Below are 21,648 nucleotides of genomic sequence, written 5' to 3'. Positions count from 1 at the left end.
GCAGGTCGGCGGTCTCCCTTGCCTGTGGCTCTCAGTCGACCGGCGACAGCCCCCCGGCTAGCGCGCTTAGCGATCCGGCAAGGATGGCAAGGAGACCAAAGGTGAACCCGGTCGAAGAGGTCGAGACACCATAGCTGCGGATCATCAGCGAAGGCGCCCAGCTGACCAGCGCGAAATCGCCGAGCGAGAGAGCTGCACATCCGAGATAGATGGGGCCGAGTTGTCTTCGGTGCCGCCAAAGCCACGCCAGCGGCTCTGCCAGCGAGTTGGGCGGTCGGCTGACAGCGCGCACTGGTTCGCGGATGGAGGAGGCCATCGCTGCGGCAAGGAAGATTCCGGGCGTGCCAGCAATCACCATGACGACGCGCCACCCAGAAAGGTCGCCCAGCACAGGCAGCCCGATGAAGGCCTGGTGACTGACCAGCTCAACCAGTGCTCCGCCTAAGAGGAAGGCAAAACCATTGCCGGCGATCATGCCCAACATCAGCAGCGCCAACGGCATGCTCCGCCGCTCGGGCGGAAACATATTGGCGAGCATCGATACCGCTGCAGGCATGAGCATTGCCTCGCCTGTGCCAACGGCAACGCGCAAGATGGCCATCGTGCCGAAATCTCGAGCGAAGCCAGTTGCAATCGTTGCGGCGCTCCAGATGAGTATTCCGATGATGATCATGCGTTTGCGATTATGGCGGTCTGCCAGCCAACCTGCGGCAACACCCATGGCAGTGTAGAAGATCGCAAATGCTGCTCCCACGATAATGCTGAACTGAGCGTCGCTCATGCCGAGTTCGCGCTCGATCGGATCAACGAGCAGCGATAATATGAAGCGGTCAGTGTAGGAAACCATGGCTGCGACGGTGAACAGCACAGCGGCCCACCAGCCAGCTCGGGCGGAGACAGTCGCTCCGGCTTCGGTCGAGGTCGTCACGAATGCGACTCCACGGCTTCTGGCCGCCATAGCCGCAGCACTTTCTTGTCGATCTTGCCGATCGGGGTCATCGGCAAGGCGTCGATGAATTCAATGCGCTTGGGAACGGCGGCTACACCGCGGCGCTCTCTGACAACGCGCGTGATCTGGGCTCGATCAGGTGGATTGGCCGGGTCAGTGGAGACAACGAATGCCGTCACGGCCTCACCCCAATACGGATCGTCGATGCCTACCACGCCGCAGGCGAGAACCCCGGGAACATCTGCGATCACCTGCTCAATTTCATTTGGGTAGACATTGAAGCCGCCCGTGATGATCATGTCCTTTGTGCGATCGACGATGCTCAGGTAGCCGTCGTCATCAAAGCGTCCCACGTCGCCGGTGCGAAGCCAGCCATCACGTATAGCTTCTGCGGTGTCTGATTCACGACGCCAATAGCCCTGCATCACAAAGGCCCCACGAACACAGATTTCCCCGCATTCCCCGGTGGCGACAGGCGCGCCATTGGCATCAATGAGTTGGATATCCACGCTGGCCAGTGGCACTCCACACGATCCCAGTCGATCTGGCCGATCCAGCACATGCTGGCCTCGTGCCAGGTAAGCGATGCAGGTTGGCGCCTCAGTCTGACCGTAGAGCTGCATGAACAACGGCCCAAAAAGCTCTATGGCTTCGACAAGACGCGGAATGGCAATTGGTGCGCCGCCGTATATGATCGTTTCGAGCGGTCCAAGATCGAGCGCAGTTTCCTTTGCTAGGTCGATTAGCCGGTAGATCATCGTGGGGACGAGGAACGTAGCGGTAACGTTGTGCTTGCGCGCATAGTCCGCCAAGCCCGCTGGATCGAATGATGGTAGCAGGTGAAAGGTTCCGCCTTTCAGCCACGCGGGGTAACATAGTATTCCCGCTGCATGCGACACCGGTGTGACAGCGACGACGTTCGTGGGGCTCGGCCATTCCCATTCACTCGCAGCCATCAAAACCGTTGCCAACGCCGAATTGTGAGTATGGACGACGCCTTTGGGCCGGCCAGTGGTCCCTCCAGTGTAACCAATCACCGCGATATCACCACATTGAGCAACTGGCTCCAACGGCGACGGGGCGAATGAATCAGCCCGCGCCACAAGATCGATACCTCGTTCGGCTGCACCGAGAGTCGCGACCTGGATACTGCGGCCCAGGTTGGTCACCAGCAATTCCACTCGTTCGGCTTGCTCTTGCGCCACCAGTACGACATCAATTTCGGCATCGCTTAGAATATAAGCCAGATCCTCGTCGGACATGAACAGCGAAACCGGCGTTACACGGATGGCAGCAACCATTGCTGCAGCATTGGCAATAGCGGTCTCGGGGAGGTTTGGCGCCATGATTGCCAGAGCCCCGCCACGGGCAAGCCCGAGTGAGCCAAAGGCCGCGACGAACTGAGAAATGCGATCCCCCAGCTCCGCGTAAGTGAGTGCACCTTCTGGCCACTCGAGTGCAATACGAGGATGCCAGCGTTGACAGGCTCTCGCGATCAGGGATCCCAGAGACCCGCCTAAATCAATCCCCATTCCTGATTCTCCACCGCAAGGGACACGACCCCTCTCTTATATCCGTCTAAAGTCAGGTTACAATCATATATTGACCGGCTGGCCGGTTAATGCCAATTTCACCGGACTAACTTCGGGGAGGAACGAAATGATTCGTCGATCGATTGTTTGTGCGACATTGGTCACTTTGATGGCCTCAAGTGCGCCTGCTGCGTTCGCGCAGAATGCACCAACAGCAGTGGATGAAGCGCAAGCCGACAAGGCGCCTGGTGAGATCGTGGTCACGGCCCGGAAGATCACTGAGCGCCTCCAGGACGTTCCGATCTCGATCTCAGCAGTCTCGGCCGACAAGATTGCGGAACGCGACAATGTTCGGGTCTCCGAATTGGCTGCTGCTGTTCCGAATGTGACATTTAGTGGTGGTCCGCTGGCCACTGTTACGGTGCGGGGCGTCTCTAGCCAGTCACGATACAATCCGGGCTTCGACAGCGGGATTGGGATCTACATCGACGGAGTGGTGCAGGGGAAAAGCTATACTTTTGACTCCCCACTCTTTGACGTCGAGCGGGTCGAATTCCTTCGCGGACCGCAAGGTACGCTCTTCGGCAAGAACGCTATCGGCGGCGCGATCAGTATCGTCACGCGCAACCCGAGCTTTACGCCGACCGGTCAATTCGAACTTGGAATCGGCAGCTTCAACCGTTTTGAAGCACAGGGTTTTGTTTCGGCGCCGCTTTCCAATACGCTTGCGGTAAGTGTCGGTGGATTTCGGGTCAAGCGGGATGGCTACGTTCATAACCTGCTCGACAATCGCCGCTTTGGAAACGACGATAGCTACGGCGGTCGTGCAAAGGTTCTCTGGAAACCCTCGGACGTGGTCAAGCTGGTGTTCTCGGCCGACTACCTGAACGAGAACAATTACGGCTACGTCGAAGAGATTTTGGCCGGTTACGGTGGGCCGACGGGACGCTACGAAAGCAATGTAAACACTCCGACGCTCGCTCTGCGCAAATCCAAGGGGATTTCGCTAACAGCTGACATCGAGACAGGCTTTGGCGCGACCCTGACGTCGATAACAGCTTATCGATGGGCCGAAAACCAGAGAACAAACGACTCCGACGTCGGGCCACTCTCGATCGTCGTAAGCGAGTCTGCGTCCAAACAGACGCAGTTTTCGCAAGAGTTGCGCTTGTCCGGCAAGCTGGGAGATAGAATCAACTATTTGATCGGCGCGTACCTATTCCGCCAGGATACCGATAACTTCGCACAAAGCACATTTGGTCCCGACAGTAGATTTGCGCCGCTCAGGGGGAAGGTCGGCGATACCTTTGGCGAGGCAGACACCGAAGCAGTGGCTGCTTTCGCAAGTATCGATTGGGAGCTTGTCGATAAGCTGACCGCGACTGTCGGCATTCGCTACACCGACGAAGCCAAGCGTCTCAATTACCAGCAGAATGGCTTCCCGATAATTGGCGCCCCGAACCTCCCACAGGAGTTCGACAGGATCAGCGCGACGGATGTCTCGCCCACGTTTACCCTGCGCTACCAGCCCTCACGTGCCATCATGGTATACGGCACGGCGTCGAAAGGCTTCAAGTCGGGCGGCTGGAACGTCGACAATATTACCTCGCCGCGCATTACGACTTTTAAAGCCTTGCGGTTTGGTGACGAGAGCCTCTGGAATTATGAACTGGGTATAAAGGCGCAGTTCCTCGATAACCGCATCACGTTTAACGCTGACGTCTTCCGTCAGGATTATTCTGACATTCAGACACCGCAGCTTACGCAGGTCCTCGGCGGTGGCGGGGCAGTCGTAGCTATCGTAACCAACGCCGCATCGGCCCGGTTGCAGGGGGTGGAAGCCGAACTGACCGTGCGGCCGACTAGCATTCTGACGGTGAACGGGGTCCTTGGCTACACCGACGCTAGATATAGCAGGTACACCGACGGGGCCCTCAACTTTTCCGGAAACCGGCTGCCCGGAGCGCCAAAGTGGACTGGCAACCTCTCGGCGACCTTGCGGGTTCCGGTTAGTGATGACTGGTCGCTGGGGACGAGAGGAGAATATCTCTATCGCTCGAGAACATTCGGCGATCGCGAGAACTCGGCGGCTCGTACAACGCCGTCATATGCTTCGATCAACCTCTCGGCTGGCATCTACGGAAAGCATTTCGACCTGGTTGGCTTTGTCAACAACCTCGCGGACAAACAGGACGTCATCCTGATCTCCGATGGGGGCTTTCCGGCTCCGCTGGGTGTCGGGCTGAACACGCTAGTTGCCAGGCAACTGGGGCGTACATGGGGTCTGCGGCTTGCTGGTCGTTTCTGATTGCCACGGGCGCGGATATCATCCCCGGTACCGGGGATAAGGCTGGGATCCCCGCTTGATATCCGATCTACCCGGCTTAAGGTCGATGCGATGCAGCGGCGGAGATGACAGGCTATGGTCGGAGTGCGCGCTAAGGATCATGAAGATAAGAAGCGCTTGATCCTTGATACTGCTTCGGGCCTCTTCGCAAGGCAGGGCTTTGCGAAAACCTCGATCTCTGAGCTTTCTTCAGCCTGTGGCGCCTCCAAGGCTTGGATCTATCATTATTTCCCGACCAAAGAAGACATTCTCTTCACACTGCTGCGGGACTTTCTGGTGGAGGTTCGAGCTCGCCTTGGAGCGATCGATATCGAGGGGCTCGCTCCTGAGGTCTCGCTGTACAAATTTATTCTCGAATGCTTGCGTATCTATGATGACTATCGCATAAACTACCCGATTTTGTTCAATGAAATGACAGTTTTGACCGGCGATCAGCAAAAAGAGTTGCGCGCGATTGAAGACGTGCCGGTTAAACTTCTGACGGCAATCGTCGTCAAGATCAGACCGGACATTGCCGAGGCTGCAGATTTTCGGACACCTATAACATTGCTCATCTACGGTACAATCAACTGGACCTACACTTGGTACAATCCAGACGGGAAGCTTAAGTTAGAGCAACTTGCCGATCTTGTACGTGATTTCGTGCTTGGCGGCATCCAAACCGTTGATGTCGATTGATGGACACTCGATGGGGCGGTTATCGGAACTCGGTGAACTGGCCTGATAACCTGAACTAAACTTGGGCATCGCTGAGCTAGGGATTGAGAGCCACCCCATTCGCGCAGCAGTAAAACTAGTCAGAAGATCTGTCGGTGTTACTGTGAGGGTAACTTCGCGAATGCGCGCCGAGCCAGCAGGTCTCGATTTCACGCTGCAGCGGAGGTCGCAACATTCCATTCCGCCATGGAAGCGCATTGGAAGGTCCGGATGGCCTGTCTGGAGCTCAGGTAACACAGCATGTTGAATTTGTAGTTGTTTGCTGAGTGGATGGAAATGAAACGCTGGGCTTGTCCCTGGGACTTGAAGCGCTGAATTTCCCGCTTGCCTCGTCGCACAGGAAGATTCGAGTTCTCGACCAGGTTGTTGTCGCGTAGTTGGGAGCGCGCGCACTTCAAGCATTTTGTGCTCAGGTGGTTCTTTCTGGTTCGTAAGGGCCGATGTGAGTGCGGATCGCGGACTGGCCGCCGGCCCTGGTGACAACTGGCAGCTGCATCGGAATCGACGGCCGCAAGGCCTTCGCCTTCGAGGAGATATCGCGAACTCCCGGCGGAACTCGCACTCTTCTTGCGCTGGACATGTAGGTTCGGGAGATGCCCGATTAGCTGTAATTCCTGGTCGGCTGTGTGCCGCTTTTGGCCAACGTCCTGCCTTAATCGTTCTGGGCGGTCGCCCAAGTTGCGCATGACGAGTCTGATGCAACGTCGCGGTGGATTGCGCGTCGGGGAGACTTGCTCGTGCTGGAAGTGGCTGACGCGTCAGAACACCTTGATCAATCCGCCGTGCGGCAAACGCATGCCGATCTGGTCGGCGTGCCGCCGCTGCTATGCCTGACCGCGCTGCGAATAGATATGGCGGCGGAAATACGCGAGCGCGAGGATTACACGGTCAAGATCATTGCTGTGCCGGTCGGCTATGGTTCCGAAGCAGCCTTCAACCGGGCCTTCGTGCGCTACTGCGGAGAAAGCCCGGGGCGCTGGCGGGCGCGCCGCGCCCCGGACGCGGCCGGACCTAGCGTTCAACTACCAGCAGCGTGACGATGCCCTTGGCAAAGCCCGCAAGGTCGGCGCCTGCAGCCTGGTTTTCGGCCGAGCTCATGGCCCCGCCAAAGGCCGCCTTGTCGGCAAAGTCCATTTCAGCGATCTGGTAGAGTTCGGTATCGCCCATCAGTTTGCGGCGCACCTTGTTGACGCGCAGGGCCTCAAGCCCGGGGATTTTCTCCACCAACGGCGTGTGCACTTCGGTGTAGTGACGGTCGAAGGCTTCGGGATCGGCGGGCTGGGCGTAAAGCGCCATCAGGGTCATTGTCATGCTGGGTTCTCCTCAAACGGCGTTCATGGTCAGAAGGTCGTAGGTTGCGACCAGTTCGTCATCGCCGTTGGTGACTGCCACCGCCCAGCGCATTTCGCCCATGGTTGGCGTGCGCAGCGACTTGGCCTTGGCGGTAAGGGCCACCTTGATGCTGGTGCCCGGTTTCACCGGCTTGATGAAGCGCAGGTGCTCCAGTCCGAAATTGGCGAGCACCGGACCTGGCGCGGGATCGACGAACAGCCCGGCCGCGAACGACAGGATCAGGTAGCCATGGGCTACGCGCCCGCCGAAGATCGGGCTGGCGGCGGCGGCCACCTCGTCCATGTGGGCGTAGAAGTTGTCGCCGGTATAGGCGGCGAAATGCTCGATATCCTCCAGCGTGATCGTGCGCGAGGCGGTGTGCAGGGTGTAGCCCAGTTCCAGTTCGCCCAGTCGCTTGCGGAAGGGGTGATCAGCGCCGACCGGCTGCGGTGCGCCGGGCAGCCATTGCCGGATCAGTGCGGAAAGCACGCGCGGATGGCCCTGCACGGCGCTGCGCTGCATATAGTGCTTCACGTTACGCACCCCGCCCAGTTCCTCGCCGCCGCCAGCCCGGCCGGGGCCGCCGTGGATCAGCATCGGCAGGGGCGAGCCGTGACCGGTCGATTCCCGCGCGCTGTCGCGGTCCACGAACACCATACGGCCGTGGAAGGCACCAGCACCAAGCACGAAGCGGCGCACCATTTCGGCATCGTGGGTGAATACCGATAGCGCCAGCGAGCCAAGCCCGCGATTAGCGAGCGCGATCGCGTCTTGCTCGGTATCATAGGGCATCAGCGTACAGACCGGGCCGAAGGCCTCGACATCGTGGACGGCCTGCGCCTCCCACGGCCGGTCATGCCGGAACAGCAAGGGAGACTGGAACGCGCCATTTTGTGCGTCGCCGAGCGCCTCGACGTCGTCGATTGCGCCGAACACCAGATCGCATTCCTGCGCCAGGGCGCGGGCCTTTGCGCGCACGTCCTCGCGCTGGGCCAGGCTGACGAGTGCACCCATGTGCACGCCTTCGCGCGCCGGATCACCCACGATCACGCCGGAAAGGCGTTCGGTCAGTGCAGCCTGCGCGGCATCCAGCAGCGCGCGCGGCACGAAGGCGCGCCGAATCGCGGTGCATTTCTGCCCGGCCTTGACGGTCATTTCCTTGACCACTTCCTTGACGAAGAGGTCGAATTCCGGGCTACCCACGGCAGCGTCCGGAGCAAGGATCGAGGCGTTGAGCGAATCCCGCTCCGCCACAAACCGCACCGCATTGCGCGCCATAACGGGGTGACTCTGCAGCTTGATCGCCGTCTCCGCAGAACCGGTGAACGAGACCACGTCTTGACATGTCAAGTGATCGAAAATGTCACCGATAGCGCCGACAACCAGCTGCAATGCGCCCGCAGGCAGCACACCTGCCTCGATCATGATCCGCACCGCGTGCTCTGCCAGCGGCGCGGTGGCCGTGGCGGGCTTCACGATCACCGCCATGCCTGCCATCAGAGCCGGTCCCAGCTTTTCGAGCATTCCCCAAACGGGGAAGTTGAAAGCATTGATGTGTAGCGCCGCACCCTGCAGCGAGGTGTAGATGTGCTGCCCGGCAAAGCTTCCGGTCTTGCCGATCGCTTCCAAATCGCCATCGACGATGATGACATCATCCGGCAGCTCGCGCCGCCCCTTGGAGGCCGTGGTGAAGAGGGTGCCCGCGCCGCCTTCGATGTCGATCCAACTATCGGCGCGGGTGGCACCAGTCTGCGCGGACAGAGCGTAAAGTTCTTCCTTGCGCTCGATGATTGCCTGCCCCAACGCCTTAATGATCCCGGCGCGCTGGTGAAAGTTCATGGCGCGCAGCGCCGGGCTACCGATACTGCGGGCGTGATCGAGCATGGCTGCAAAATCGATCCCCTCGCTGCCCGCAAGGGCTACTGCTTGCCCGTCGAGCGCTGAGCGCACGGGCTGACCGGCGCCGGTGCCATCGACCCACCGGTCAGCGAAGTAGTTCTGCAGTCGTGTGGTCATGGTAGCTCCGAAAGCTGGAATTTGTGACGGTCAGCGGCCGGCGAAAACCGGGCGGCGCTTTTCGGTGAAGGCGGCGACGCCTTCCTGATAGTCGACGCTTTGGCCAAGCTCGCGCATCAGGTCGCGCTCGAGATCGAGCGCCTCGCCGAGCGAACGCCCAAACGAACTGCGCAGCGCCTGCTTTGTGGCAGCGAGGCCGCGGGTCGCCCCTTGGGCAAAGCGCGCGGCCAGCGTGCCCGCCTCGTCCATCAGCGCTTCATCATCGACGCATTTCCAGATCATGCCCCAAGCCTCTGCGCGCTCGGCGGGGAGGGGATCGCCGGTGAGGGCCAAGCCTAGGGCCCGCGCCTGTCCGGCAAGGCGGGGCAGCACCCAAGTGCCGCCTGAATCCGGGATCAGACCGATATTGGCGAACGACTGGATGAACTTCGCACTGCGCGCAGCAATCACGATGTCGCAGGCGAAGGCGATATTCGCGCCGGCACCGGCTGCCACGCCGTTGACCGCGCAGATCACCGGCAATTCCATCGTCGCAAGACGGCGCACCAGTGGGGAGTAATGGCGTTCTACCGCGATACCGAGATCGACCGCCTCGCCGCCCGGCGCCACTGCCGGATCTGACAAGTCCTGGCCTGCGCAAAACCCGCGCCCGGCTCCGTTGAGCAGCAGGCAGCGCACTGATTTGTCGCCATCGATCCAGTCGAGCGCTGCGCTCAGTTCCTCATGCATCTGGACCGTAAAGCTGTTGAGCCGGTCCGGACGGTTCAGCGTGATGCGTGCCACGCCTCCTTCGATCGCCAGCGCGATGGTCTCGAATTCCATCCGTCTCTCCCACTCTCGAATCGCTTGAGTTAAATTAACTGCCCAGACGGTTAATTATTGGCAAGCGGCTTTTTTGCCGATAGCTGTGGCGATGAATCGAGATTGGAACTGGGAGTAAGAGATGGAGGCGGACGCCCAAGCGAGTGATGGGGGCAATGCCGCGCTCGCACTGAATGTAGCGCAGGCCCTGTTCTCGCGTGAAGGCACCGGACCGGCGTGGGGTTTGCGGGTCGTGGCGCCGCCCGGTCCGGCTATTCCCAGATCGGCGACAACGCCCTTGCCTATGCCTGCAACAGCCGTAACGCGGCCAGCATCGCGCAATCGGCGTGGATCATTTTCCTCGTTCCGGCAAGCGCCGTCGAGGTTCTGCTGGCCTAGGCGCAGGAAGACGCGACTAGCGGGCGCAGCGGGATCTACCGCGTGACGGTGCGCGCGAAAGACCACCAGCACGTTATCGCGCAGTCTAAGGCCCTTCGCGCACGGGCGGCAGGGAGGTAATTGCGGGGCTGGAATATGTTCATTGACCAGTCGGTCAATGAAAGTTAGCCAACGTGATCAGAGGGAATCAGCAGATGTACACGACTGAACTTGGCAAGGTTTCGCCGCTTCAGGACGGCGCGCAGGAAGATCCTGAGCGCCTCGCTGCGTTCGAGGCGCGCGTTGCCGCCGATGAATTCGTTGAGCCGAAAGACTGGATGCCCCAGGCCTATCGCCGCACCCTGGTGCGCCAGATCTCGCAGCACGCACATAGCGAGATTGTGGGAATGCTCCCCGAAGGCAACTGGCTGACCCGTGCGCCGAGCCTGCAGCGCAAGGCGATCCTGCTGGCAAAGATTCAGGACGAAGGCGGCCACGGCTTGTACCTCTACTGCGCGGCCGAAACGCTTGGCACCAGCCGCGAGGAAATGATCGACGCACTGCATTCGGGGCGCGCCAAGTATTCAACCATCTTCAACTATCCGACACTTAACTGGGCGGATATTGGCGCGATCGGCTGGCTGGTCGATGGCGCGGCGATCATGAATCAGGTGCCGCTGCAGCGCACCTCCTATGGCCCTTATGCCCGCGCGATGGTGCGGATATGCAAGGAGGAAAGCTTCCACCAGCGTCAGGGCTATGACCTGTTGCTGGCACTGGCGAAAGGCACGGCGGCGCAAAAGGCGATGTCGCAGGATGCGCTCAATCGCTGGTGGTGGCCAGCCTTGATGATGTTTGGTCCGCCGGATGAAAACTCGCCCAACAGCGCCCAGTCGATCCGCTGGCGAATCAAGCGTGAGACCAACGACCAACTGCGCCAGAAGTTTGTCGATGCGACGGTCCCGCAGGCCGAATTGCTCGGCCTCACTATCCCTGATCCTGATCTCAACTGGAACGAGCAGCGCGGCCACTACGACTTTGGCGCGATCGAATGGGACGAGTTCTACGCCGTCGTGCGCGGCGAAGGGCCGACCGCCAAGGAACGCATCACTGCGCGCCGCGACGCTTGGGCCAATGGCGCCTGGGTGCGTGAGGCTGCTGCCGCATTCGAGGCAAAGCGGGCCGCGCGTGTCGCCGCCTGATTATCGGGAGGATAGAATGTACGATTGGCCGCTCTGGGAAGTTTTCATTCGTGCCCGCGGTGGGCTTGACCATCGCCACGCGGGATCAGTACACGCGCCTGATGCGCACATGGCGCTGCGCCATGCACGCGACACCTATACCCGCAGGCTCGAAGGGGTGAGCATCTGGGTCGTGCGTTCCAGCGATATCGTCGCCTCCGATCCGGCGCAGGACGGTGCGATGTTCGAACCCGCCGCCAGCAAGATCTACCGCCACCCGACATTCTACGTGCTTCCTGAAGCCGTGGACCATATGTGAGGCGCGGCGATGGACCATTCCCTGTTCCGCGCATTGACGCAGCTTGGCGATGACAGCCTGATCCTGGGCCAGCGCCTGTGCGAGTGGTGCGGCCACGCCCCACGATCGAGGTGGACCTTGGCCTGTCGAACCTTGCGCTTGACCTGATCGGGCAGGCGACGTTGTTGCTGGACTATGCCGGTGAAGTAGAAGGCGGCGGCCGCGATGCCGATGCCCTGGCCTTCCACCGCAACGCCGAGCAGTTTGCCAACTGCCTGCTGGCCGAACAGCCCAATGGCGATTTCGCCCGCACGGTGGTGCGCCACCTGTTTTTCGCCACCTATGCCAGCGCGCTGTACGAGGCGCTGGCGGCATCGCCCGATGCGCGTCTGGCTGAAATCGCAGCAAAGGCGGTAAAGGAACTGCGCTATCACGCTGATTTCGCCGCCGACTGGGCGGAGCGATTGGGCGATGGCACCGAGGAAAGCCGCGCGCGCATGGCAGAAGCGCTCGATTGGCACTGGCGCTTCGTCAATGACCTGTTCCACGATGATCGGGATTGGGCGGCCTGTGCTGCGCGCGGCCTGGTGCCGCTGCGTCAATCCTTGCGCTATGGCTTCGAACGCGATGTCTCGGCTATTCTTGAACGGGCTGGACTGGCGCTGCCGCGCAAGGTCTGGCCTATCGTTGGCGGACGCAGCGGGCAGCATAGCGAGCACCTTTCGGTGCTCTTGGCGACGATGCAGGTCCTGCCCCGCGCTCATCCCGAAGCGGTCTGGTAGATCGCGTGCCCCTGCCAAGCGACCTTGCCGGGCGGATTGCCGCGATACTCGCCGATGTGCCTGATCCCGAGATACCGGCTGTGTCGATTATCGACCTGGGCATCGTACGCGAGGTCGGTGGTGATGATGGCGCGGCATGGGTCGCGCTGACTCCGACCTATAGCGGCTGCCCGGCAACCAGTGCGATCGGACGTGCGGCTCGGGATGCGCTCGATGCGGCGGGGCTGGAAGGGGTCTCGATCCGCATCGTGCTTTCACCCGCCTGGTCAACTGCGATGATCACGCCCCAGGGTCACGATAAGCTGCGCCGCTATGGCATCGCCCCGCCAAGTGCGACGGGTGAGAGCGGCCCCTGCGCCTGCCCGCGTTGCGGCTCGCTGAGTACCCACGAAATCTCACGCTTCGGCTCAACCCCGTGCAAGGCGCTGTGGCAGTGCGATGCCTGCCTTGAGCCTTTCGATCGTTTCAAGTGTCACTAGGATAGCCGATGTCGACCACGTTCCACTGCCTTTCGATCAGCGAAGTTCGCCAGGAAACCGCCGATGCGATCACTGTACGGTTTGCCGTGCCGGACGCGCTGGCGGGCAGCTTCCGGTTTATACCCGGCCAGCACCTGACGCTGCGCGCGGAGGTGGCAGGCGAGGATCTTCGCCGTAGCTATTCGCTCTGCTCCACCCCTGGCGACAAGGAGCTGCAAATTGCGATCAAGCGCGTTGCGGGCGGCCGGTTTTCGAACTGGGCGGCCGATGCCCTTAAGGCCGGTGCAATGCTGGAAGTCATGCCCCGGCTGGTGCCTTCGGCTGGACTTTCAATAGCCAGCGGCGAGTGCAATATGCCATGTTCGCCAGCGGATCGGGGATCACCCCGATCCTTTCGCTGCTGAAAGCCGGTCTTGCCGCCGAACCCGCGAGCCATTTCGCGCTGTTCTACGGCAACCGCGATACGGCGGGGATTCTTTTCCTCGAAGAGCTGGCACAGCTCAAGAACCGCTACCTTGACCGGTTCGAGATCCATCACTTCCTCTCGCGCGAGGACGACGAGCTGGAGCTGCTGAACGGGCGCATCGACCGGGCGAAAATGGCCGAAATCCTCGCCCACGTGTTGCCGGCCTCGGCCATTGACGCCGCCTTCATCTGCGGTCCCGGAGCGATGATGGACGCGGTCGAGGGGGCACTGGTTGAGTCTGGCTTGGATGCTGGCCAGATCAGGAGCGAACGCTTCAGTGCGGACGAATTGAGCGCAGCGCGGCGCGAGCAAGTGGAACGACTTGAACGGCAAGCCGCGGGCAAGTCGATCAAGGTCACGATCAACGGCAAGCGCCGCGCGCTGACTTATGATCCGACGCTCGAATCCATTCTGGAAAACACCCGGGCGGCTGGCCTTGCTGCGCCGTTCTCGTGCAAGGCTGGAGTCTGCGCCACATGCCGCGCGCGGGTGGTGGAGGGCCAGGTTGAGATGATCCGCAACTTCGGCCTTACTGCCGACGAGTTGGAGCGTGGCTATGTCCTCACTTGCCAGGCCATCCCGTTGTCCGACGATGTCGAGATCGACTTCGACGCCTGAATGAAAGTCAGTTGGCCGGCGGAATGACCATGTCAAAGGCCATATCCGCAATCTGGGCATAGGTCAGCGCCCCGTCGGCGCGGAACCAGTTGCTTGTCCAGTTGATTGTGCCGAACAGCAGCATGGTCTGCGCTCGCGCCTCGACCGGATCGTCGAACCTGCCGGGCAGGGCGGCGGTAAGCAACGATTGCACCGCGTCGACGATTTTTCGCTGCGTCTCCACGATGTCACGGCGGCGCTCGGCGGGCAGGTTGTCGAGTTCGTTTAGCAACACCTTCTGTCGGTCGGCCGCGCCGACGTAATGCATCAAGAAGCGGTGTAACAATGCGCGCAGGCTTTCACGCGGCGGCAAGCCAGTGGCGGTTACCGCCGCGACGTCTTCCAGTAGCAGGTCGACGTGCGAGGACATTACCGCGAATAGCACGTCTTCCTTCGACGGGTAATAATGATAGAGCAGAGACTTCGATGCGCCGCAGGCGCGGGCGATGTCCATCACCGACGTGCCCAGGAATCCCTTTTGCGCGAACAGGGCGGAAGCGTGATCGAGGATCGCTTCCTTGCGGTCTTCGAAATCAGCGGCCTGGGTTCTGGCCATTGGCGGGCTCTTCCTGCTTATCAAGTGTGCTCCTATCCCGACTAAGCGTTCAGGCGGCAAGGTCAAGTCGCAGCACGGTAATGTCAATGCATACGCACCGCGTTGACGGCTAGGGTTTGAAAGGTAGGGCGAGGCGATAGTTCGCTTTGGTACTGTGAGGGTAGCTTCACGAAAGCACGCCGAGCCCTCAGGTCGCGATTTGATGCTGCAGCGGAGGTCGCAACATTCCATTCCGCCATGGCAGCGGGTCAGAAGGTTCGCATGGCTTGTCTGGAGACCCGGTGACGCTGCAGGTTGAATGTTTAGTTGATTGCTGAGTGGGCGGTGACGTGATGTCGTGGACGACCTCCGCACCAGCGTAGCTGTGGCTTGATGTTACCCGTTGAGTTCGAACGACAGCAAATTTTTAAAGCGAAAAGCGTCTAGAAAACTAGGGGCTGTTCAGGCAGACGGTTCTTAAGAACTGAAAACGTTACCAAACATCCCGCGCCCAAGATCCTGTCGCGTGTGGTGGCAATCATGCTGTTGCGCAGAGGTGTTGAAGCCCTACTGGCTGGAGGGAGCGTCAGCGAGGCAACTGCAAGTGCTCTCGAAGAATGGCATCCGCAGTCCAAATTGCTTGCCAAGTTTCTACCCTGCCGAGGTCAGCTGCCTCGATGCGTTCGGGCCACCGGTCCTCAATCAGGCGATGCAAGCTTTCCCATCTACCATCATCAAGCAGGAATCGAGAGTCGATCGCCGCCAATCCCACTGCCTCCGTTTGCACGCGCAGCCGCAAACAAGCAGGCCCTCCGCCGTTTCGCATCGACTCGCGTACATCGATCACTTCCAGTTTTTCGACCGGTCCTCCGCCAGACACAAAGCGACGGAGCCATCGTCGCACCGAATCGCATTCCTGGGTTTCGGTCGGGACAATGAGCGCCATTCCCCCTGCGGGCAAAGTGACCAATTGCGAGTTAAACAGATAGGAACCGACAGCGTCCCCAGCGACACCTGATCAGCTGGCACCTCTATGATTACGCAGCCAGGAATGTTCTCCTGGATGAACGCGTAGACGCTCTCCTTGTCCTCGAAGGCCTGTTCATGTGCGAGAAGCACATGTTCATTTGCTACAGCCACTACGTCATTGTGGAAGGCCCCAGCCTCGATTGCCAATGCACTCTGGCGGGCCAGCAAAGTCCGCCGGCTATCGAGCCCGTGAAGGCGCGCGATTGCCTGAGATGCACGGCGGTCCTGCCTTGCCGGAAAGCCATGAGCCTTGCGTTCACCAAAGACGAGGATCTCAATCCCTGGGGCCCCGTGCTGCGGCGCCATCCGCATGTGATTGGCTGCCCCTTCGTCGCCGAAGCAGGCTGGGATGGGCTCGTGAACTGCGAAATGGCGCTGATCGACAAAGATGTGGCGCAGCGTGTCCAAGGTTTCTCGCCACTCCATCGAACGGTGCGGCATCGTCGCGAGATTCGCCACGGTCAGGTGGCAACGGCCATCGGAGGTGTCCGGTGCGGGCGAGACAGTCGCGGCATTGGCCGTCCACATGGCGGAAGCGGACATGGCATTGGCCAGCAAGGCTGGATCCTCTGCCCACGCCGCTGCGCAAACTTTTTCGTCAGTTCCCTTGAAGCCTAGCCGACGGAGGAACCAGGTGTCGGGACGCCTCTGAGGAGGCAGAAACCCCTGATGCAAGCCAAGATCCATGAGCCTGCGCATCTTGTTTAGGCCTTGCAAGGCGGCCTGACGAGGAAAGGAAACCAACCCTGAGTTTTGGTGGCTGGCAAGATTGCCGAAGCTGAGGCCGCCGTAGTTGTGGGATGGACCAATCAGCCCATCGAAGTTGATCTCGAAAAACCCCCTCATGGGCGATTGAGTCCCTTCATTTCGATCGGAACAAGGTCCGACGTCTCGAGGCTGGCGACCGGCCAGGCGACATAGTCCGCTGCATAGAAGGCACTGGGACGGTGATTCCCGAGGCGCCGATTCCGCCGAACGGTGCGCTGGAGGCAGCTCCGTTGGTCGGGCGGTTCCAGTTTACCACGCCTGCCCTGCTATTCTGCCAGAATCGCCGATAGAGCGCTTCATCGCCGCCGACGAGGCTCGCAGCGAGGCCGAACCTAGTATCATTGGCTACCGCCATCGCAGCGTCGAAATCCGTCACACGCAGGATCTGCAACAGGGGGCCGAAATACTCCTCGTCCACGACTTTTGTTCCGGTCACATCAACAATCGCAGGTGTGAGGAAAGGCTTATCCTCGACCAGCCGTTGAAGAGGCACGATGGTTTTTGACGATCGCGCGGAAAGGCCGCGCGCAGCCGCCAGCAGGCGGTCAGCAGCAGCGTTGTCAATCACCGGCCCCATGAAAGGCTCCGGATCATCGAACGGCGCCCCAATCCTCATTTGCCGAGTGAGTTCGACCAGGCGGTCTACCAAAGCATCTGCCTGCGCCTGTCTTACGATCAGCCGCCGAGCGCAGGTGCATCGTTGTCCCGCTGACAAGAACGCCGACTGAATGACAATGCTGGCCGCTGCAGACAGATCGTCCGCGTCCCAGACTATCAGAGGGTTATTACCGCCCATTTCCAAGGCCAGAATTTTGTGCGGTGTTTCGGCAAACTGCCTGGCGAGCGCCGCACCGGTGGTCGCCGAACCAGTGAACAGGAGTCCGTCAATGTCTGGGTGAGAGGCGAGGTCCCGACCCGTTTCCGAATTTCCCTGGACGACCTGCAGCACTTTATCGGGCAGGCCTGCCTCGCACCAGAAGTCGGCCAGCAATTCACCCGTCGCCGGGGTAAACTCGGAGGGCTTGAAGACGATGGTGTTTCCAGCCAACAGGGCGGGGACGATGTGGCCGTTAGGCAAGTGGGCAGGAAAGTTATACGGCCCGAGTACGGCGAGGACCCCATGTGGTTTGTGGCGCACCGCCTGCTGGACACCTTGAACCTGCCCCTCACGATCTCCCGTTCGCGTGATGTATGCTTCGACCGAAATCTCGACCTTGGCTGCGACGCTTGCGACCTCCGATTCTGCTTCCCAGTATGGTTTTCCGGTCTCCCGCGAGATGACTGTCGCTAGTTTGGCCCCATTTCGCAGCACGACCTCACGGAAAGCCTCAGCTACGCGTACACGCTCAGCGAAAGTGGTCTGAGCCCAGCCGCGCAACGCATCTCGCGCCATTCTTACGGTCGCATCTGTCCGTCCGATCGGACCTTGCCAGACAAGCTCGCCGGTACAAGGATCGAACGATAGAAGTTCAGAATTCGACATGGGCTACCTCTTCCCCAACCTCGGCAAACCGCTCCCCCTGGCGTGTAAGACCAGCAGGATCGCTGCTCGTGTGATCAACCCAGCAACGAAAGTCCCTTCCGCTACCCTTTGACATTAGGGCTGGCCGTCCTTTCGGCTGATTGCCGAGAGACGCGACGACCCCGCATTCCCGATCCGCTATCGCCTTCAAGTCCGACGCGCGGCATTCCACAACCGGACCTGCATCGAAGATGTCGACGTGTTCTGTCAGCCTGAAGCCTTCGTTCATCAGCAGCTTAAGGGCGGGAGCGCTCGATTCATGGACCTTGCCGATGAGCGGGCGCACGGGTTGCGGAAGCATCGAGACGTAGATGGGGTACTTCGGCATGAGGTCAGCAATGAATTGGTTGCCGTTAATGCCGCCATATCGGTCAGCCTCGGCGAGGGGCATGTGGAAGAAGTTGCGCCCCACGCTATCCCAGAAGGGAGTTGAGCCGTTCGGTGCGACCCAGCCGCGCAGCTCAGCCATGATGCGACAGCTGAACCGGTTAGGGAACTGGCCTATCAGCATGTAGCGGCTGCGGGCAAGCAGACGGCCGGTGCCATTTGCCCTGCAGGCGGAGTGCAGGAACAGGCCGCCCACTTCGGTGGCTCCCCCGAAGTCATTGCTCAAATGCAGCATGTCCTCGCAATAGCGCTGCCCGAGCTCCCTGCTGTGGTGGACGATCTGCGTGAGGCGATAGGTGTAGAAGGGCCAAGTCTGGCCCACCTTGCTGAATAGGCAGGCGGTGCCTGCAATGCTGCCTGTGCCATCATCCAATACCAGCAGATACAGTTCATTTTCTGGTTGTGCGATGTCGCGATCGAATGCGTCGATGGAACGCTCTATGCGTTCGCCAAGAGCTTTTCGGTTCGATAGCCGCCTTGCGGGCCTGGTTGGGCTTTCGCCCTCTGCCTGCTTGGCACGGCATAAGCGACTGGAAAAGCTTGGCGTAATTACAGGATACCGGACCGAGATCGCACTAGCCCTGATCAGGCCAAGCATCCGGGTAATGATCGAGATGCGTCTGGCACGTCACTCGACCGATGATTTTAGGCACCTCGAGATGCTGTTGAGAGAAGATAATCGTGTGCTCGAAGCAGCTGAAATCAGCGGAAAAATGGATTACTATGCCTCGCTTTGCTTGCGAGACATGAATGAGTTGCGTGATTTCATAGACAATCTCACCGGAAAGGCACCGGTTATCGAGGCTGTCAACTCATTCGTAGTCCTACACATGGCGAAAAGTCCAATCGTCCCCCGCTTGAATAGGACGGTGTAGCTCGGCAGTGGAGATAGTATACGGACTCTGGGGCCACCGATAATTACGCTCAACAATGTGCGAAAGTACTGACGACGGGCTGGGAACGTCGATTCCAGCTTTTTCCCTGAATGGGGTAAAGCTGGCGACAAAGATCACGCTCTAGGCTCAGGACCCATCGATCGGCAGGCAACGATATGATTCAGGCTCCGCGAGGAGACTGAGCACGAGTGACCTATATTGGCTGACGGACGAGAAAATGGCGCGTCTGTTGCCGTGTTTTCTCAAGAGCCACGGCAAGTCACGGTCCGACGACCAACGGGTGCTGGGCGGGATCATCATAGTCAACCGGACCGGACTGCGCTGGCGGGATGCACCCAGAGAATACGGGCCGCACAAGACATTGTATAACCGCTGGAAGCGGTGGGGCGAAATGGGCGTGTTCACTCGGATGATGGAAGGCCTGTCCGCCCAGAGGGCCGAGCCGCAGACCGTCATGATCGACGCGACCTATCTCAAGGCCCACCGCACGGCGTCCAGCCTTGGGGTAGAAAGGGGATCTCAGGCGTCTGATCGGACGGACCAAGGGCGGCCTGAACACCAAGTTGCATCCCGTGACTGATGCCAAGGGCCGCCCTTTCAGCTTCTTCATCACGGCCGGCCAGCACAGCGATTACGCCGGTGCAGCGGCCTCGCTCGACGATTTGCCCAAGGCCAAGTGGATGCTCGCCGGCCGTGGCTATGACGCGGACTGGTTCGGAGATGCGCTGGGGCTGCCATCAAACCTTGCATTCCGGGGCGAAAATCCCGATTTCTGCCCCTCGAATACGACAAGAGGCTGAACAAACGGCGTAACCGCATCGAGATCATGTTCGGCCGCCTGAAGGACTGGCGCCGCGTGGCAACGCGCTACGACCGCTGCCCAAACGTCTACTTCTCCGCTCTCGCACTGGCGGCCACCGTACTCTCCTGGCTACGATCAGCAAGTCATCGTGTAATTGCGGCTGCTTCCCTCGGACCTCGGTTGAGGCGCACACTTCTGGTTGTCGAATCCTGAAGGAAGGAAGCAGCCATGAAGCATTATGCCGGACTGGACCTGTCGATGGAAAGCACGCAGGTCTGTATCGTTGGCGAAAATGGTCGGAAGCTCGTGTCGGAGAAGGTCGAGAGCACTCCGGAGGCTTTGGCCGCGATGCTCGAACGATACTGTCCAATCGAGCGGGCGGTGCTTGAGACGGGGCGAATGTCGCCGGCAATCTGCTTGGGCCTGCGCGAACTGGGCGTTGCAGTGGTGTGCATTGATGCTCGCCAGGCGCACCAGAGCCTCAAGGCAATGAAGGCGAACAAGACCGATCCGCACGATGCCGCCGGGCTCGCACAGTTGGCACGCACCGGCTTCTACAAGGAGGTGCACGTCAAATCTCCGGCAGCGCATGGGGTGCGCAGCGTGATCACCGCGCGAAGCCATCTGGTGGAAGCGCGTGTCCGGCTCGACAACATGATCCGCGGTCTTTGCGCCACGTTCGGCTATCGCCCCGGGGCTGGGCAAGGGAAGGCATTCCTCGAGAGGATCATGCAGGCGGCACACATCCCGGGCCTTGGCGATGCAATCACATCCTTGCTGGCGGTGCGCGCGGAGTTGGTCGAGCAGATCAAGGAAATGGACCGGCGACTGCGCATCATCACCAGCCAGTCACAGGCCTGCGAAATCCTGATGACCATACCGGGCGTCGGCGTTCAGACCTCAGCCGCCTTCGCCGCTGCAGTGGATGAAGCAGGACGCTTCCGACAATCACGCGATGCCGGCGCCTATTTTGGTCTCGTGCCTCGACGCCATCAGTCGGGCGAGCTCGATTGGACAGGCCGGATCTCCAAGCAAGGGGATGGGACCGTGCGCAAGCTGCTCTACGAAGCTGCCAACTCGATCCTGACTAGGAGCCGAGAGACCTTCGCCCTGAAGACATGGGCCATGAAGATCGCCAAGCGCCGGGGCCTTAAGAAGGCTCGCGTCGCCCTGGCTCGCCGCCTTGCGGTCATCATGCATGCCATGCTGCGCGACGGCACTTTGTTCCAAGCTTGAGTTGGGGTAGAACCTGCTTGCCAGCGGTGAAGCGTCAAAGCTGATCCGAGGGCGGTGTCCCGAGAGGGAACGCAGGGACGAACGATCTGCGAAGGTAGTCAGATGGGCAGCAAAGCCCGCTTCGAGTCAATGCAACGTTCGCCTCTGTGAGACCCGATACAGCACGACCAGGCTCCGGCTCGGTCAGTGCGGACAGATCCATGAAACCCTCAAGGGATCACACCGCCCAGCTCTGCAATTACAGATCCTGAGCCTAGAGGCGATTTGGGCGACGCTCCAGCCGAGCCGTGAACCAATTATGGGCCCTTGAATTTGTCACGAATGGACGACGAGAATTGCAGGTTAGCACACCGCCAGACGGTTCATACTCATCCGCTGGCATCCAAAAAATTTGGGGGCAAATCTGGGGGCGTAAATGGATTATTAAATAGAAAAAAGATGATAATTCAATGCAAAAGGCAACAATCTCGAATCCCACCCTCTCCGCCAGCCACCTGTATCCGCCCGAAATGGGCGTGACCCTGCTTCTACATCGTTG

Annotated in this window: 20 protein-coding genes and 3 pseudogenes; 14 read left to right on the top strand and 9 right to left on the bottom strand. The window is 60.2% G+C overall.

Features of this window, described 5'->3' with window-relative positions:
* Window positions 1–31: 31 nt before the first annotated feature.
* A complete protein-coding gene (locus C7W88_RS15880; protein ID WP_162896097.1) occupies window positions 32–928 on the bottom strand; it encodes an MFS transporter in 897 nt (298 codons plus the stop codon).
* Window positions 925–2,481: an AMP-binding protein gene (locus tag C7W88_RS15875; RefSeq protein WP_118074282.1), complete on the bottom strand. Its 1,557-nt coding sequence runs from the start codon at window positions 2,479–2,481 to the stop codon at window positions 925–927. Before C7W88_RS15875 ends, C7W88_RS15880 begins: the two co-directional genes overlap by 4 nt.
* A gap of 127 nt (window positions 2,482–2,608) precedes the next feature.
* On the opposite strand from C7W88_RS15875, the gene C7W88_RS15870 reads away from it, so the two are divergent.
* The 3 genes from C7W88_RS15870 (at window position 2,609) to C7W88_RS15860 (ending at window position 6,582) form a co-directional block, all read left to right on the top strand.
* Window positions 2,609–4,789: a TonB-dependent receptor gene (locus C7W88_RS15870; protein ID WP_118074281.1), complete on the top strand. Its 2,181-nt coding sequence runs from the start codon at window positions 2,609–2,611 to the stop codon at window positions 4,787–4,789.
* Window positions 4,790–4,903: 114 nt separating this feature from the next.
* Entirely contained in the window at window positions 4,904–5,506 is a 603-nt protein-coding gene (locus tag C7W88_RS15865) for a TetR/AcrR family transcriptional regulator (RefSeq protein ID WP_118074280.1), read from the top strand.
* Between the two features lie 776 nt (window positions 5,507–6,282).
* On the top strand, window positions 6,283–6,582 hold the full coding sequence (locus tag C7W88_RS15860) for a helix-turn-helix domain-containing protein (protein WP_158453979.1): 300 nt from the start codon (window positions 6,283–6,285) through the stop codon (window positions 6,580–6,582).
* Here C7W88_RS15860 and C7W88_RS15855 read toward each other — a convergent pair.
* The 3 genes from C7W88_RS15855 to paaG are packed head-to-tail and all read right to left on the bottom strand — an operon-like array spanning window position 6,557 to window position 9,715.
* A complete protein-coding gene (locus tag C7W88_RS15855; protein WP_199558140.1) occupies window positions 6,557–6,856 on the bottom strand; it encodes an EthD family reductase in 300 nt (99 codons plus the stop codon). The genes C7W88_RS15860 and C7W88_RS15855 overlap by 26 nt on opposite strands.
* A gap of 12 nt (window positions 6,857–6,868) precedes the next feature.
* On the bottom strand, window positions 6,869–8,893 hold the full coding sequence (paaZ, locus tag C7W88_RS15850) for a phenylacetic acid degradation bifunctional protein PaaZ (protein WP_118074278.1): 2,025 nt from the start codon (window positions 8,891–8,893) through the stop codon (window positions 6,869–6,871).
* 30 nt (window positions 8,894–8,923) lie between these two features.
* The gene (paaG, locus tag C7W88_RS15845; RefSeq protein WP_118074277.1) at window positions 8,924–9,715 is read right to left on the bottom strand and encodes a 2-(1,2-epoxy-1,2-dihydrophenyl)acetyl-CoA isomerase PaaG; all 792 of its coding nucleotides are present in this window, start codon (window positions 9,713–9,715) and stop codon (window positions 8,924–8,926) included.
* Window positions 9,716–9,931: 216 nt separating this feature from the next.
* On the opposite strand from paaG, the gene C7W88_RS22805 reads away from it, so the two are divergent.
* The 8 genes from C7W88_RS22805 to C7W88_RS15820 all read left to right on the top strand — a co-directional run bounded on the left by C7W88_RS22805 (window position 9,932) and on the right by C7W88_RS15820 (window position 13,896).
* Window positions 9,932–10,093: a hypothetical protein gene (locus C7W88_RS22805; RefSeq protein ID WP_158453980.1), complete on the top strand. Its 162-nt coding sequence runs from the start codon at window positions 9,932–9,934 to the stop codon at window positions 10,091–10,093.
* Between the two features lie 194 nt (window positions 10,094–10,287).
* A complete protein-coding gene (gene paaA, locus C7W88_RS15840) occupies window positions 10,288–11,274 on the top strand; it encodes a 1,2-phenylacetyl-CoA epoxidase subunit PaaA (RefSeq protein WP_118074276.1) in 987 nt (328 codons plus the stop codon).
* Window positions 11,275–11,290: 16 nt separating this feature from the next.
* The gene (paaB, locus tag C7W88_RS15835) at window positions 11,291–11,572 is read left to right on the top strand and encodes a 1,2-phenylacetyl-CoA epoxidase subunit PaaB (RefSeq protein ID WP_118074275.1); all 282 of its coding nucleotides are present in this window, start codon (window positions 11,291–11,293) and stop codon (window positions 11,570–11,572) included.
* A gap of 9 nt (window positions 11,573–11,581) precedes the next feature.
* Entirely contained in the window at window positions 11,582–11,719 is a 138-nt protein-coding gene (locus C7W88_RS24530; RefSeq protein ID WP_305036984.1) for a Phenylacetic acid catabolic protein, read from the top strand.
* Complete coding sequence (gene paaC, locus C7W88_RS15830) at window positions 11,659–12,333, top strand: 1,2-phenylacetyl-CoA epoxidase subunit PaaC (RefSeq protein WP_240344716.1); 675 nt, start codon at window positions 11,659–11,661, stop codon at window positions 12,331–12,333. The genes C7W88_RS24530 and paaC overlap by 61 nt, the downstream gene beginning before the upstream one ends.
* A gap of 5 nt (window positions 12,334–12,338) precedes the next feature.
* Window positions 12,339–12,812, top strand: a complete 474-nt coding sequence (paaD, locus tag C7W88_RS15825) for a 1,2-phenylacetyl-CoA epoxidase subunit PaaD (RefSeq protein WP_233497675.1) — start codon at window positions 12,339–12,341, stop codon at window positions 12,810–12,812.
* An 8-nt stretch (window positions 12,813–12,820) separates the two neighbouring features.
* Window positions 12,821–13,216: an FAD-binding oxidoreductase gene (locus tag C7W88_RS23845; protein WP_240344715.1), complete on the top strand. Its 396-nt coding sequence runs from the start codon at window positions 12,821–12,823 to the stop codon at window positions 13,214–13,216.
* Complete coding sequence (locus C7W88_RS15820) at window positions 13,171–13,896, top strand: 2Fe-2S iron-sulfur cluster-binding protein (RefSeq protein ID WP_240344714.1); 726 nt, start codon at window positions 13,171–13,173, stop codon at window positions 13,894–13,896. Before C7W88_RS23845 ends, C7W88_RS15820 begins: the two co-directional genes overlap by 46 nt.
* A 7-nt stretch (window positions 13,897–13,903) precedes the next feature.
* On the opposite strand, the gene C7W88_RS15815 is transcribed toward C7W88_RS15820, so the two are convergent.
* The 4 genes and pseudogenes from C7W88_RS15815 to C7W88_RS23840 form a co-directional block, all read right to left on the bottom strand.
* A complete protein-coding gene (locus C7W88_RS15815; RefSeq protein ID WP_240344713.1) occupies window positions 13,904–14,557 on the bottom strand; it encodes a TetR/AcrR family transcriptional regulator in 654 nt (217 codons plus the stop codon).
* Between the two features lie 499 nt (window positions 14,558–15,056).
* Window positions 15,057–16,345, bottom strand: a pseudogene (locus C7W88_RS15810) (N-succinylarginine dihydrolase).
* A pseudogene (gene astD / locus C7W88_RS15805) lies at window positions 16,342–17,750 on the bottom strand (succinylglutamate-semialdehyde dehydrogenase). The pseudogenes C7W88_RS15810 and astD overlap by 4 nt, the downstream one beginning before the upstream one ends.
* Window positions 17,737–18,774 (bottom strand): arginine N-succinyltransferase, encoded by a 1,038-nt coding sequence (locus C7W88_RS23840; protein WP_118074273.1) that lies wholly within the window; start codon window positions 18,772–18,774, stop codon window positions 17,737–17,739. Before C7W88_RS23840 ends, astD begins: the two are co-directional and overlap by 14 nt.
* Here C7W88_RS23840 and C7W88_RS15795 point away from each other — a divergent pair.
* The 3 genes and pseudogenes from C7W88_RS15795 to C7W88_RS15785 all read left to right on the top strand — a co-directional run bounded on the left by C7W88_RS15795 (window position 18,689) and on the right by C7W88_RS15785 (window position 21,110).
* Complete coding sequence (locus tag C7W88_RS15795) at window positions 18,689–19,051, top strand: Lrp/AsnC family transcriptional regulator (protein ID WP_162896095.1); 363 nt, start codon at window positions 18,689–18,691, stop codon at window positions 19,049–19,051. The genes C7W88_RS23840 and C7W88_RS15795 overlap by 86 nt on opposite strands.
* Window positions 19,052–19,250: 199 nt before the next feature.
* Window positions 19,251–20,006 (top strand): annotated as a pseudogene (locus tag C7W88_RS15790) (IS5 family transposase); the annotation flags it as partial.
* Window positions 20,007–20,102: 96 nt separating this feature from the next.
* Entirely contained in the window at window positions 20,103–21,110 is a 1,008-nt protein-coding gene (locus C7W88_RS15785; RefSeq protein ID WP_118074271.1) for an IS110 family transposase, read from the top strand.
* Window positions 21,111–21,648 lie beyond the last annotated feature (538 nt).

Source organism: Novosphingobium sp. THN1 (assembly GCF_003454795.1).
Lineage (GTDB): Bacteria > Pseudomonadota > Alphaproteobacteria > Sphingomonadales > Sphingomonadaceae > Novosphingobium.
Note: the sequence above shows the minus strand (reverse complement) of the source record. Positions and strands in the feature narration are given on the sequence as shown.